The organism is Pseudomonas sp. NBRC 111127 (assembly GCF_001320345.1).
In the GTDB taxonomy this organism is placed as follows: domain Bacteria; phylum Pseudomonadota; class Gammaproteobacteria; order Pseudomonadales; family Pseudomonadaceae; genus Aquipseudomonas; species Aquipseudomonas juntendi.
Genome location: NZ_BCBD01000049.1, coordinates 1 through 13,321, shown reverse-complemented (window position 1 = coordinate 13,321; position 13,321 = coordinate 1). Strand labels below are relative to the sequence as shown.

Annotated in this window: 12 protein-coding genes; 8 read left to right on the top strand and 4 right to left on the bottom strand. The window is 64.0% G+C overall.

The annotated features are described in order from the left end of the window. The first annotated feature begins 13 nt into the window (after positions 1-13). The 3 genes from APH30_RS11680 (at position 14) to APH30_RS11670 (ending at position 2,564) form a co-directional block, all read left to right on the top strand. The gene (locus APH30_RS11680; protein WP_054912632.1) at positions 14-1,612 is read left to right on the top strand and encodes a GMC family oxidoreductase; all 1,599 of its coding nucleotides are present in this window, start codon (positions 14-16) and stop codon (positions 1,610-1,612) included. A gap of 112 nt (positions 1,613-1,724) precedes the next feature. Further along, complete coding sequence (gene coaD / locus APH30_RS11675) at positions 1,725-2,210, top strand: pantetheine-phosphate adenylyltransferase (RefSeq protein ID WP_009683358.1); 486 nt, start codon at positions 1,725-1,727, stop codon at positions 2,208-2,210. Between the two features lie 102 nt (positions 2,211-2,312). Next, positions 2,313-2,564: a YfhL family 4Fe-4S dicluster ferredoxin gene (locus APH30_RS11670; RefSeq protein WP_009683359.1), complete on the top strand. Its 252-nt coding sequence runs from the start codon at positions 2,313-2,315 to the stop codon at positions 2,562-2,564. 180 nt (positions 2,565-2,744) lie between these two features. On the opposite strand, the gene mutM is transcribed toward APH30_RS11670, so the two are convergent. Together mutM and APH30_RS11660 are read right to left on the bottom strand one after the other, a co-directional pair. Then, entirely contained in the window at positions 2,745-3,557 is an 813-nt protein-coding gene (mutM, locus tag APH30_RS11665; RefSeq protein ID WP_009683360.1) for a bifunctional DNA-formamidopyrimidine glycosylase/DNA-(apurinic or apyrimidinic site) lyase, read from the bottom strand. A gap of 3 nt (positions 3,558-3,560) precedes the next feature. Then, on the bottom strand, positions 3,561-4,379 hold the full coding sequence (locus APH30_RS11660; RefSeq protein ID WP_174824199.1) for an HDOD domain-containing protein: 819 nt from the start codon (positions 4,377-4,379) through the stop codon (positions 3,561-3,563). Positions 4,380-4,557: 178 nt separating this feature from the next. On the opposite strand from APH30_RS11660, the gene APH30_RS11655 reads away from it, so the two are divergent. Further along, entirely contained in the window at positions 4,558-5,754 is a 1,197-nt protein-coding gene (locus tag APH30_RS11655) for a class I SAM-dependent rRNA methyltransferase (RefSeq protein ID WP_009683362.1), read from the top strand. Between the two features lie 305 nt (positions 5,755-6,059). Then, on the top strand, positions 6,060-7,901 hold the full coding sequence (ilvD, locus tag APH30_RS11650; protein ID WP_009683363.1) for a dihydroxy-acid dehydratase: 1,842 nt from the start codon (positions 6,060-6,062) through the stop codon (positions 7,899-7,901). Between the two features lie 175 nt (positions 7,902-8,076). Here the strand turns inward: ilvD and APH30_RS11645 are convergent, their stop codons facing one another. Continuing rightward, a complete protein-coding gene (locus APH30_RS11645; RefSeq protein ID WP_054906222.1) occupies positions 8,077-9,132 on the bottom strand; it encodes a phosphorylcholine phosphatase in 1,056 nt (351 codons plus the stop codon). Positions 9,133-9,376: 244 nt separating this feature from the next. On the opposite strand from APH30_RS11645, the gene APH30_RS11640 reads away from it, so the two are divergent. Then, on the top strand, positions 9,377-10,768 hold the full coding sequence (locus tag APH30_RS11640) for an L-cystine transporter (RefSeq protein WP_054912630.1): 1,392 nt from the start codon (positions 9,377-9,379) through the stop codon (positions 10,766-10,768). A 153-nt stretch (positions 10,769-10,921) separates the two neighbouring features. On the opposite strand, the gene APH30_RS11635 is transcribed toward APH30_RS11640, so the two are convergent. After that, the gene (locus APH30_RS11635) at positions 10,922-11,437 is read right to left on the bottom strand and encodes a dihydrofolate reductase (protein WP_029887255.1); all 516 of its coding nucleotides are present in this window, start codon (positions 11,435-11,437) and stop codon (positions 10,922-10,924) included. A gap of 54 nt (positions 11,438-11,491) precedes the next feature. Between APH30_RS11635 and APH30_RS11630 the strand changes: the two genes are divergently transcribed. Together APH30_RS11630 and APH30_RS11625 are read left to right on the top strand one after the other, a co-directional pair. Beyond that, the gene (locus APH30_RS11630; protein WP_082416156.1) at positions 11,492-12,883 is read left to right on the top strand and encodes a DUF2868 domain-containing protein; all 1,392 of its coding nucleotides are present in this window, start codon (positions 11,492-11,494) and stop codon (positions 12,881-12,883) included. Further along, a partial coding sequence (locus APH30_RS11625; RefSeq protein ID WP_177333725.1) for a GTPase domain-containing protein occupies positions 12,876-13,321 on the top strand: 446 nt, incomplete at its 3' end. The genes APH30_RS11630 and APH30_RS11625, both read left to right, overlap by 8 nt.

The following is a 13,321-nucleotide window of genomic DNA, read 5'->3' as shown; positions in this document are numbered from 1 at the left end:
AAGAGCATCGCCAATGCCTGTGCCTGACCCGTTTCGCCAAGGCCTCGACCGCGGCTGGATCACCCATGACGCCTCACGCCTGGAGCACGACCTGCAACTGCACGCCGATATCGCCGTGATCGGCAGCGGTGCCGGCGGCGCCACCAGCGCACAGCGGCTCAGCGCCGCGGGCTTCAAGGTCTTGCTGATTGAAGAAGGCCCGTTGAAGACCAGCAGCGACTTCAAGCTGCTGGAGCACGAAGCCTATGCCAGCCTCTATCAGGAGGGCCTGGGGCGCATGAGCAAGGATGGCGCCATTACCATCCTGCAAGGCCGTGCCGTAGGCGGCACCACGCTGGTGAATTGGACGTCGAGTTTTCGCACCCCGCCGCAGACCCTGGCGCACTGGGCCTCGGCCCATGGCGTACAAGGGCTCGGCGAAGATGAGCTGCGCCCTTGGTTCGAGCGCATGGAACTGGAGCTGGGTATCACACCCTGGGCCATGCCACCGAATGCCAACAACGACGTGCTGCGCCGTGGCTGCGAACAACTGGGTTATCGCTGGGCAGTCATCCCGCGCAACGTGCGCGGCTGCTGGAACCTAGGTTACTGCGGCATGGGTTGCCCGGTGAATGCCAAGCAATCGATGCTGGTGACGCGCATTCCCGCCACCCTCGAACAGGGCGGCGAGCTGCTTTACCTGGCCCGGGCCGAGCGCTTCAGCCACAACGGCGAGCGCATCCAACACCTGAACTGCCAGGCCCTGGATACGCAAGGCATCCACCCGACAGGTCGGCAAGTGACAGTACACGCGCGCCACTACATCCTGGCAGGCGGCGGCATCAACAGCCCGGCCCTGCTGCTGCGCTCCAATGCCCCCGACCCGCATGGCCGCCTGGGCAAACGCACCTTCCTGCACCTGGTCAACTTCAGCGCCGCACGCTTCAACGAACGCATCGACCCCTACTACGGCGCGCCGCAGTCGATCTACAGCGACCATTTCCAGTGGCAGCACGGCACGGAGGGGCCGGTGGGCTACAAGCTCGAAGTACCGCCGCTGCACCCGGCCCTGGCCAGCACCCTGCTGGGTGGCCATGGCCAGGACAATGCCCGGCGCATGGCTGAACTGCCCAATACCCATGTCATGCTGGCCTTGCTGCGCGACGGGTTTCACCCGCAAAGCCCGGGCGGCAGCGTTGAACTGCGCGGCGACGGCTCCCCCGTGCTCGATTACCCGGTCACCGACTACCTGCGTGACGGCTTGCGGCGCGCCTACCGCAGCATGGCGCAGGTCCAGTTCGCCGCCGGCGCGGTCGAGGTAACCCCGGTGCACAGCGATGCCAGCGGCGCTGCCAGCCTGGAACAGGCCTTGGCCATGATCGACCGCCTAGCTTTGGAGCCTTTCCGTACGCGCCTGGGCAGCGCCCATGTGATGGGTGGTTGCGCCATGGGCGAAGACCCGCGCCAGGCGGTGTGCGACAGCCTGGGCCGCCATCACCAGCTGGAAAACCTGTCGGTTCACGACGGCTCGCTGTTCCCCACCAGCATTGGCGCCAACCCGCAGCTGTCGGTGTATGCCATCAGCGCCAGGCTCAGCGAAGCGTTGGCTACCCGCCTGGCACACAACGCATGACAACGAATACACGCCCTGTCTATAGTGCCATCAGCCGGCCGCATGACTTGGCCGGGGCGCCGTCGCTGCGCTACCATCCGACTCCCCAACGCACTCCAGCCAGGATGACGCGATGAACCGAGTGTTGTACCCGGGTACTTTCGACCCCATTACCAAAGGCCACGGCGACCTGGTCGAGCGCGCTTCGCGCCTGTTCGACCACGTGATCATCGCAGTGGCGGCCAGCCCGAAGAAAAACCCGCTGTTCCCGCTGGAGCAACGTGTCGCGCTCGCCCGTGAGGTCACCAAGCACCTGCCCAATGTCGAAGTCATCGGCTTCTCTTCGCTGCTGGCGCATTTCGCCAAGGAACAGGGCGCCAATGTGTTGCTGCGCGGCCTGCGTGCGGTTTCCGACTTCGAATACGAGTTCCAGTTGGCGAACATGAACCGGCAACTGGCACCCGATGTCGAGAGCCTGTTCCTGACGCCGTCAGAGCGCTATTCGTTCATTTCCTCGACCCTGGTCCGGGAAATCGCCGCATTGGGCGGTGATATCAGCAAATTCGTCCACCCTGCGGTGGCCGAGGCGCTGACCGAGCGTTTCAAGAAGCAAGCCTGACCGCCTGATTGTCGCGCCCGCGTGCACTGCGGGCGCGAATGCGGCACAATTGTGCCCATTGCGTTGAACATGCCCGGGCGCTGAGCCCCGGCCGGAGTCCCCATGTCCCTGATCATTACCGACGATTGCATCAATTGCGACGTCTGCGAACCCGAGTGCCCGAACGAGGCCATCTCCCAAGGCGAAGAGATCTACGTGATCGACCCCAACCTGTGCACCCAGTGCGTGGGTCATTACGACGAGCCGCAGTGCCAGCAGGTCTGCCCGGTCGATTGCATCCCGCTGGATGAGGCGCACCCGGAAACCGAAGAGCAATTGATGGCCAAATACCGGCGTATTACCGGCAAGGCCTGAACCCTCAGCCCTGCGCGGTTTCTGTAGGAGCGGCCTTGCGTCGCGATGGGCCGCACAGCGGCCCCCGGCGGTTTCTGCGCAAATGCTGAAATTTCTGCGCAAACGCTGAAATTTTTGGGGGCGCTTCGCACCCCATCGCGACACAAGGCCGCTCCTACAGGACGGCAATCACCCGTAGCCTCAGCGCTGGCAGCGTGGGCAGAACACGCTCGCCCGCTGCCCCAGTTTCACTTCGCGCAGCTCCGTACCGCATACCTTGCACGGCTGCCCAGCCCGCCCGTACACGAACAGGGTCTGCTGGAAGTACCCCGGCTGCCCGTCACCGCCGATGAAATCGCGCAAGGTGGTACCGCCCTGCTCGATCGCCGCCGCCAGTACCCGCTTGATCTCGATCGCCAGCTTCAGGTAACGCGCCCGGGAAATCCCCCCTGCCGCACGGCGTGGATCGATGCCGGCAGCGAATAGCGCCTCGCTGGCGTAGATGTTGCCCACCCCCACCACCACCGCGTTATCCATGATGAACGGCTTGACCGCCATCGAGCGCCCACGGGACAGCTGGAACAGCCGCTCGCCGTCGAACAGGTCGGTCAACGGCTCCGGCCCCAGGCGCAGCAGCAGCTCGTGGCGCAACGGGTCCTGGCTCCAGAGCATGGCACCAAAACGGCGAGGGTCGGTGTAGCGCAGCATCAGCCCCGACTCCAGCTCGATATCGACATGCTCATGCTTGGCCGCCGGCAAGCCCTGCTCGACCAGGCGCAAGTTGCCCGACATGCCCAGATGGCTGATCAGGGTGCCGACTTCGGCATTGATCAGCAGGTACTTGGCGCGCCGTTCGACAGTGACGATGCGCTGCCCCGACAGGCGCACATCGAGGTCTTCGGGAATGGGCCAGCGCAAGCGCCGGTCACGCACCACCACGCGGCTGACGCGCTGGCCTTCCAGGTGCGGCGCAATACCGCGCCGGGTGGTTTCTACTTCGGGTAATTCCGGCATGTGTCAGTGCCCGCCCAACTCACGAATGTTCTGCTTGAGGTTTTCGAAATCGTAATCCGACAGGCCAATGTAATCGAGCACCAGCGGGCCGACCACACGCCATTCGTGGTCGACTGCCTGGTTGCCCAGCACTCGGTAGGAGGCACAGATATGCTCGGCCATCTTCAGCACCGCCAGCAGGTTTTTCAGCTGGCTCTGGGTGTTGCGCGCAGTGTCGTCGCGGAACACTGCCAGGGCATTGTGGTGGTTGGCGATGGCGGCAGTGAGGTGCTCCGGCAGGCGCCAGGACTTGGCGGTGAAGTAGCCGACCACCGAATGGTTGGTATTGAAGGCGCGGTTTTCGGTATCCACCACCCGCGTTTCGCCGCCGGCCTTGGCATAGGCTTCTTCCAGCACTTCCATGTAGTTGGGGAAGCGCTTGAGCATCAACGGCACGCCACAGTCGTGGAACAGGCCCAGGGTGTAGGCCTCGTCCGCGGGCTGGATACCGGTGCGCTTCGCCAGGGTCAGGCAGGTCATCGCCACGTCCTGGGCGGTATCCCAGAAGCGGTTGAGGGTAACGATGGTCTCGTCGCTCATCTCGCCTTTGATCGACTGGGCGTTGATCAGGTTGATGATCGAACGGCTGCCCAGCAGGTTCACTGCGCGCTGGATCGAACCGATCTTGTTGGACAGGCCAAAATGCGGCGAATTGACCAGCTTGAGCAAGGCGCCGGACAGGCCTGGGTCCTGGGAAATCAACTTGGCGATGGTTTCCAGGTCCGGGTCAGGCATGTACTGCTCGAACTGCAGGTCAACCATGATCTGCGGTTGCGGCGGGATGGTGATGCCTTGCAAGGCTTGCTGGATCTGTTCGGCGCTGAGTTCTTGGGACATACGTGCACACTCGTTTAGGACGGTGGATTCTAACCCAGTTGGCCGTGCCGGCGCTTTGTCGTACCTCGAACCGAAGTGCCGGCCAACAGGGTATAATCCCGCTCTTTTTTCCCGGAGCGACGTCATGTCCCTGCCCAGCCTTCGCCTCAAAGCCAATGCCGACCGCCGCCTGCGCGCTGGCCACCTGTGGGTCTACAGCAACGAAGTCGATGTCAGCGCGACCCCACTGCAAGGCTTCCAGGCCGGCCAGCAGGCCATTCTCGAGGCGGCCAACGGCAAACCGTTGGGCATCGTCGCACTCAGCCCGAACAACCTGATCTGCGCACGCCTGCTGTCGCGCGACATCAAGCTGCCGCTGGACAAGTCGCTGCTGGTGCACCGCCTCAATGTCGCCCTGTCGCTGCGCGAGCGCCTGTTCGACCAGCCGTGCTACCGCCTGGTCTATGGCGATTCCGACCTGCTGCCAGGGCTGGTGGTCGACCGCTTCTTCGACATCCTCGTGGTTCAGCTGGCCTCGGCCACCATGGAAGCGCACAAGGACGACGTGATCGCTGCCCTGGTGCAAGTGCTCAAACCAAGCGGCATCCTGTTCAAGAACGATTCCGCCGCCCGTGACGCCGAAGGCTTGCAGCGCTATGTGGAGACCGTCTACGGCGAGGTGCCGGACTGGGTGCCGCTGGAAGAGAACGGCGTCAAGTTCGAAGCCCCGGTGCGTGAAGGCCAGAAGACCGGCTGGTTCTACGACCACCGCATGAACCGTGCGCGCCTGGCGCCGTACGTCAAGGGCAAGCGTGTGCTCGACCTGTTCAGCTACATCGGTGGCTGGGGCGTGCAGGCAGGTGCTTTCGGCGCCAGCGAAGTGTTCTGCGTCGATGCCTCGGGCTTTGCCCTGGATGGCGTGGAGCGTAACGCGGCGCTGAACGGCATCGGCGAAAAGCTGACCTGCATCGAAGGCGATGTGTTCGAAGCCCTGCGCGAACTGAAGGCTGCCGAAGAACGCTTCGACGTGATCATTGCCGACCCACCCGCGTTCATCAAGCGCAAGAAAGACCTGAAAAACGGCGAGGCGGCCTACCGCCGGCTGAACGAACAGGCCATGCGCATGCTGAGCAAGGACGGCATCCTGGTCAGCGCCTCGTGCTCCATGCACCTGCCCGAGGACGACCTGCACAACATCCTGCTGACCAGCGCCCGCCACCTGGACCGCAACCTGCAGCTGCTCGAGCGCGGCGGCCAGGGCCCCGACCACCCGGTGCACCCGGCCATTGCCGAAACCCGCTACATCAAGAGCATCACCTGCCGGTTGCTGCCCAACAGCTAGCGGCAAGCTGCTAGCTGCAAGCTGCAAGCGCGCCAAGTCGGCTCTGTCTTGTAGCTTGTAGCTTGTAGCTTGTAGCTTGTAGCTAGCCACTTGTATCTGAAGCATTCCTTCGCCGCGCCAGGGGTGTAGAATCGGCCTATTCATCGCCAGTCATCCCCGGCGGGTTTATGAGCTCTGGTCAAGCCCGCGGCGATCCCGCGCAGTCTTCGGCCTCATCCGTGCCAGTGGCAACCGGCCTGCGGTACAAAGGACAAGAGAAGCTCACTCCCCTTTTTGTGACCTGATTAAGCCGCCAGGAGTGTTTCATGCCTGATTATCGTTCCAAGACTTCCACCCAGGGCCGCAACATGGCCGGCGCCCGTGCCCTGTGGCGCGCCACCGGCATGAAGGACGAAGACTTCAAGAAACCGATCATCGCCATCGCCAACTCGTTCACCCAGTTCGTCCCGGGCCACGTGCACCTGAAGGACTTGGGCCAGCTGGTCGCCCGCGAAATCGAACGCGCCGGTGGCGTGGCCAAGGAATTCAACACCATCGCGGTCGACGACGGCATCGCCATGGGCCACGACGGCATGCTGTACTCGCTGCCCAGCCGCGAGATCATTGCCGACGCCGTGGAATACATGGTCAACGCCCACTGCGCCGATGCCATCGTGTGCATCTCCAACTGCGACAAGATCACCCCCGGCATGCTGATGGCCGCCCTGCGCCTGAACATCCCGGTGATCTTCGTCTCGGGCGGCCCGATGGAAGCCGGCAAGACCAAGCTGGCCAGCCACGGCCTGGACCTGGTCGACGCCATGGTCATCGCCGCCGACTCCAGCGCATCCGACGAGAAAGTCGCCGAGTACGAGCGCAGCGCCTGCCCGACTTGCGGTTCGTGCTCCGGCATGTTCACCGCCAACTCGATGAACTGCCTGACCGAAGCCCTGGGCCTGGCCCTGCCGGGCAACGGCTCGACCCTGGCCACCCACTCGGACCGCGAGCAGCTGTTCCTGACGGCCGGGCGCACCATCGTCGAACTGTGCAAACGCTACTACGGCGAAAACGACGAGTCGGTACTGCCACGCAGCATCGCCAACTTCAAGGCGTTCGAGAACGCCATGATGCTCGACATCGCCATGGGCGGCTCGACCAATACCATCCTGCACCTGCTGGCCGCGGCCCAGGAAGGCGAGGTGGCCTTCGACCTGCGCGACATCGACCGCCTGTCGCGCAAAGTGCCGCAGCTGTGCAAAGTGGCGCCGAACATTCAGAAGTACCACATGGAAGACGTGCACCGAGCTGGCGGTATCTTCAGCATCCTCGGCTCGCTGGCGCGTGGCGGCCTGCTGCACACCGACCTGCCGACCGTGCACAGCCGCAGCATGGAAGAAGCCATCGCCAAATGGGACATCACCCAGACTGACGACGAAGCCGTGCACACCTTCTTCAAGGCCGGCCCAGCCGGGATCCCGACCCAGACCGCATTCAGCCAGTCGACCCGCTGGGAAACCCTGGATGACGACCGCGAGAACGGCTGCATCCGCAGCTTCGAGCACGCCTATTCGCAAGAAGGCGGTCTGGCCGTGCTGTACGGCAACATCGCGCTGGATGGTTGCGTGGTGAAGACCGCCGGTGTCGACGAGTCGATCCACGTGTTCGAGGGTACCGCGAAGATCTTCGAAAGCCAGGACAGTGCCGTGCGCGGCATCCTCGCCGACGAAGTGAAGGCCGGCGACATCGTGATCATCCGCTACGAAGGCCCGAAAGGCGGCCCGGGCATGCAGGAAATGCTCTACCCGACCTCGTACCTGAAGTCCAAAGGCCTGGGCAAGGCCTGCGCCCTGCTGACCGATGGCCGCTTCTCGGGTGGCACCTCGGGGCTTTCCATCGGCCACGCCTCGCCGGAGGCTGCTGCAGGCGGCGCCATCGGCCTGGTGCGCGACGGTGACAAGGTACTGATCGACATTCCCAACCGTTCGATCAACCTGCTGGTCAGTGATGAAGAGCTGGCTGCGCGCCGTGTAGAGCAGGACAAGAAAGGCTGGAAACCGGCTGAAGTCCGCCCGCGCAAGGTGACCACCGCACTGAAGGCTTATGCGTTGCTGGCGACCAGTGCCGACAAGGGTGCTGTGCGTAACAAGGCGATGCTCGAAGGGCTGTAAGGCTTCGAAAGCATGAAAGGAAAACCGGCGCACTGTGCGCCGGTTTTTTTATGCCTGCACCGGCCTCTTCGCGGGCTCGCCCGCTCCCACAGGGACCGCACAGCATCTGAAAGTCATGCAATGCAAGTGGGAGCGGGCGAGCCCGCGAAAAGGCCGGCCCCACTCTACACAAGCCTTACTGGATCTGCTCCGGCGTCACGATCACCCAGTTCTTGTCCGCCGTCACCGGCAACCCTTCCTTGGCCTGCGCCGCCGCCTGCTTGGCAATCATGCCGTTCAACTGGTCCATGTACTTGGCCTTGCGGTTGATCCACAGGTGGATACCGCCCTTGCCGACGTCTACCCCATGAAACTGCATGTAGCCATCACTGGTTGGCGTGTCGCCGCCCACCAGCACCGGCTTCTTCCACTCATCGATGTAAGTCAGGATCGCCGCCTGCTTGCCCGCCATCCAGGTGGCCGGGGTCCACAGGTACGGGGTCAGTTCCAGCCCTTCGTTGGCTTTGGCGTCGTAGTGCCCGGCACTGATCTGCTTGCGCGCGGTGGTCAACTGGCCATTGGCGCGGTCCTTGAGCAGCAGGCTCACGCCAATCACATTCTGCGGCTTCACGTTGTAGCCGTATTTGGGGTCCGAAGCGACCATGCGCACCAACTCCTCAGAGGCGGCAGAAATCACATAGACCTCGATGCCGTTTTCCATCAGCTTGTTGTACAGCTCGGCCTGGCCCTTGAATACCTTGGGCGGCTGCACGTCGATCGCCTTCACCTGGTCGCCATCGTAATAGGTGCTGGGAATCGGCTGGGTCGAAGCCATCAGTTCGTCCACCTGCACCTTCAACTCCTTGAGGGTGAAGCCGGAAAACACCTGGGCGACCCACGGGTAGCACACCATGTCGTCGATTTCGCACAACCGGTAGTAGTAGCTGAACAGGCTTTCCTTGTGCTCGGCGGTGTCCTTGAACGGTATCAGCTTCAGCGACGGGTCAAGCTTGTCACGGCTCAGCAAGCCTTTGTTTTCCATGAACGGCAGCAAGGCTTCTTCCAGGTCATAGCGATAACTGGTGTTGTCCATGTCGAACACCGCATAGTTACCTTTGTTGGCATTGGCAGCGATCATGCTGTCGAGCTGCCTGGCTGCATCGGCAGGCCAGTGCTTGAGCTCGGTGGCGAAGGTTTCGATACTGAACAGCAGGGACAAGCCGATAGCGGCAGCTTTCACGGCGACTTTCATGTACGAATCTCCTGAAATGATCTGCCAAAGCTAGTGCAACCCGGCCGATGGGCGGCAGTCCACACCGACCTTCAGGCAGCAGTAACCGCCGTGTTCATTGCAATTTGCGACATGGCGTTATTCCATAAACGACTATGCACATTCCATTTGGGTATAAATTCGTTTGTTTTCAGGCTGTTAGCATTTCCGTTCGCAATCGCTCACAGAGGCGATGCCACCCTTTGCTTTCTCTGCTGGAGCTTCAATGAACCTGCCGCTGTCACTCAACCTGCTGGCATTCCTGGCCCTGTTGCTGGGCCTGGCACAAACCCGCCGCACCGACTGGAGCCTGGCCAAGAAGGTCTTGCTGGGCCTGGCGCTGGGGGTACTCTTCGGCCTGGCCCTGCACACCGTGTATGGCGCCGGTCACCCGGTGCTCAAGGCCACCATCGCCTGGCTTGACCTGGTCGGCAATGGCTATGTGGGCCTGTTGCAGATGATCGTCATGCCGCTGATCTTCGCCTCGATCCTCAGTGCCGTCGCGCGCCTGCACAACGCCTCGTCGCTGGGCCGTATCAGCGTGCTGAGCATCGGCACCCTGCTGCTGACCACGGCCATTGCCGCGTTGATCGGCATCGTGCTGACCAACCTGTTCGGCCTCAGCGCCGAGGGCCTGGTGGCCGGCGCCCAGGAAAGCGCCCGCATGCAGGTCATCCACAGCGACTACGCAGGCAAGGTCGCCGACCTCAATATCCCGCAATTGCTGTTGTCGTTCATTCCCAGCAACCCGGTAGGCGACCTGGCGCGGGCCAAGCCGACGTCGATCATCAGCGTGGTGATTTTTGCCGTGTTCGTCGGCCTGGCTGCCCTGCAACTGATCAAGGACGACGCCGAGAAAGGCGCACGTGCGCTGTCGGCCATCGACACCCTGCAAGCCTGGGTCATGCGCCTGGTACGGGTGGTGATGAAACTGACCCCATATGGCGTGCTGGCCCTGATGACCAAGGTGGTAGCCAGTTCGAACATGGAAGACATCCTCAAGCTGGGCAGCTTCGTGGTGGTGTCCTACCTGGGCCTGGCGCTGATGTTCGTGGTTCACGGCATCATCCTCGCGGCTACGGGTGTCAGCCCGCTGCGTTTCTTCCGCAAGGTGTGGCCGGTGCTCACCTTCGCCTTCACCAGCCGCTCCAGCGCAGCCAGCATTCCGCTGAACATCGAAGCGCAAATCCGCCGCCTGGGCGTGCCGCAGTCGATTGCCAGCTTCAGCGCCTCGTTCGGCACCACCATCGGCCAGAACGGCTGTGCGGGGCTCTACCCCGCCATGCTGGCGGTCATGGTCGCGCCAGCGGTAGGCATCGATACCTTCGACCCGCTGTGGATCGCCACCCTGGTGGCCATCGTCACGCTGAGTTCGGCAGGGGTTGCCGGCGTGGGAGGCGGCGCCACCTTCGCCGCGCTGATCGTGTTGCCGGCCATGGGCTTGCCGGTGGAACTGGTGGCGTTGCTGATTTCGGTCGAGCCGCTGATCGACATGGGCCGTACAGCGTTGAACGTGAATGGCTCGATGACCGCGGGCGTGGTCACCAGCCAGTTGCTGAAAGAGACCGACAAGGACGTGCTGGCCGACGATGAACATGCCGAGCTGAGCCATACCTGACAGATTGCCGGGGCCCCTGGGGGAGCAACTGCCTGGACTGGCCTCATCGCCGGCAAGCCAGCTCCCACAGGTACCGGGCAGATCTCAAGCTTTGCATCGTCTCGGTGGGAGCTGGCTTGCCGGCGATGGGCCGCCAAGCGGCCCCCAGAAATCTCAAACCCTGTCCCAGACCTCGAAGTGATACCCAGGCTTGCCTTCTTCACCCTGTGCCTCGCTCGACACCAGCTTCCACTGCCCCTGGTCGAACTCGGGAAACCAGGCATCCCCCTCCGGCGCCAATTCCACCCGCGTCAGGTACATCCGGCTGACCAGCCCTTTCTCCAGCGCCTGCCCATAGAGCTGCGCCCCGCCAATCAGCATCAGCTCATCGACGCCTTTTTCGCGTGCCCACTGTTCGGCCCGCACCAGCGCCTGTTCCAGCGAACCGAAGACTTCGGCGCCCTGCAGCTGCAGCCCAGGCTGCCGGCTGACCACGATATTCAACCGCCCGGGCAGCGGCCGGCCCAGTGAGTCCCAGGTCTTGCGCCCCATGATGATCGGCTTGCCCAGGGTGGTGGCCTTGAAGTACTTGAAGTCCCCCGGCAGATGCCAGGGCATGGAGTTGTCGATGCCGATCACACGGTTCTCGGCGTGAGCCGCGATCAGGCTGAGGGGGAGTGATGTATTCATGCCAGCGAGGATAGCACCGGGCGTGTGGGTTATGCTTCTGCCCTGACCTGTGCAATGGAAGACCTTGTGACCGCACCGACTCCACTGGACAAACGCTGGCTGACCGAAGCGGTCCGCCTGCGCGAAGAACACGCCGGCCTGCTGGAAGACCAGGCCGCCAACCGTCATGCGCGCCAGCGCGGCGGCGACTTGGCGGCGCGCATCGAAAGCCGGGCGCTGTTCCTGGCCGAACGCGACGGCATGGCCACGGCCCTGCGCCACTGGAAACAGGGCGCACGCCTGGCGGTGCTGGCCCTGCTGCTGCTAGCCGTGCTCAGCGGCGCCGGCCTGGCCCTGGCGGCGCTTGGCGACAGCCAGCGCCCGGTCAACGTCTTCTGGGCGTTGGGCAGCCTGCTGGGGCTGAACCTGCTGACACTGCTGGGCTGGGCCATTGGTTTTGCCCTCAGCGGCGAACACGGTGCGGGGTTGGGCCGTTTGTGGCTATGGCTGAGTGAGCGCTTCGCCCGCGATGCCAAGGCCGCGCACCTGGGCCCGGCACTGCTGGTACTGCTGCAGCGCCAGCGCCTCAACCGCTGGCTGCTAGGCCTGCTGGTACACAGCCTGTGGCTGCTGGCGATGCTCTGCGCGCTGGGCATGCTGCTGGCTCTACTGGCCACCCGTCGCTATGGCTTCGTGTGGGAAACCACCCTGCTCGCCGCCGACCCGTTCATCCAACTCACCCAGGCGCTGGGCGCGCTGCCTTCGCTGCTGGGCTTTGCCGTGCCCGACGAGGCCATGATCCGCGCCAGTGGCGACAGCCAGCCGGCCCTCGACGTGGCGCGCCAGGCCTGGGCCAGCTGGCTGCTCGGCGTGGTGCTGGTATATGGCCTGTTGCCCCGCGTGCTGCTGGCCGGGTTGTGCCTGTGGCGCTGGCGCCAGGGCCGTCAGCGCCTGACCCTGGACCTGAGCCTGCCGGGTTACGCCCAACTGCGCGAAGCGCTGATGCCGCGCAGCGAGCGCATCGGCGTGCAGGACGCGCCCCCCGAGGCGTTGCCAGGGTTCGCCGCCGAGCAGTTGCAAAGCGCCAGCAGCGGCGCCCTGCTGGTGGGCCTGGAACTGGACGACCAGCGGCCCTGGCCACCCCGCCTGCCCCCAAGCGTGACCGATGCCGGTGTGCTCGACAGCCGCGAGTCGCGCAACCGCCTGCTCGAGCAACTCAGCCGCTTTCCGCCGGCACGCCTGGCCATCGCCTGTGACCCGCGCCGCTCGCCCGACCGCGGCAGCCTGGCGCTGCTCGCCGACCTGGCACGCAATGCTGGCGCCACGAGGGTCTGGCTGCTGCAGGCAGCACCCGGCCAGACGCTGGACGCTCGGCGCCTGGGCGACTGGCATGAAGCCCTTGAGCGGCTGGGCCTGCCCTATGCCGACACCTCACCGCTGACCTGGCTGGAGCATGGCCATGACTGAGCCGCTGAAATTGGCCGTGGTCGGCCACACCAACGTTGGCAAGACCTCGCTGCTGCGCACCCTGACCCGCGACGTGGGCTTCGGCGAGGTGTCCCACCGCCCCAGCACCACTCGCCATGTCGAAGGCGCGCGGCTGTCGGTGGACGGCGAACCGTTACTGGAGCTTTACGACACGCCAGGGTTGGAGGACGCCATCGCCTTGCTCGATTACCTGGAGCGGCTGGAGCGCCCGGGCGAGCGCCTGGACGGCCCTGCCCGCCTCGAGCAGTTCCTGCAAGGCAGCGAAGCGCGCCAGCGTTTCGAGCAGGAGGCCAAGGTGCTGCGCCAGTTGCTGGCCAGCGACGCCGGCTTGTATGTGATCGATGCCCGCGAGCCAGTGCTGGCCAAGTACCGCGACGAACTGGAGGTGCTGGCCAGTTGCGGCAAGCCACTGTTGCC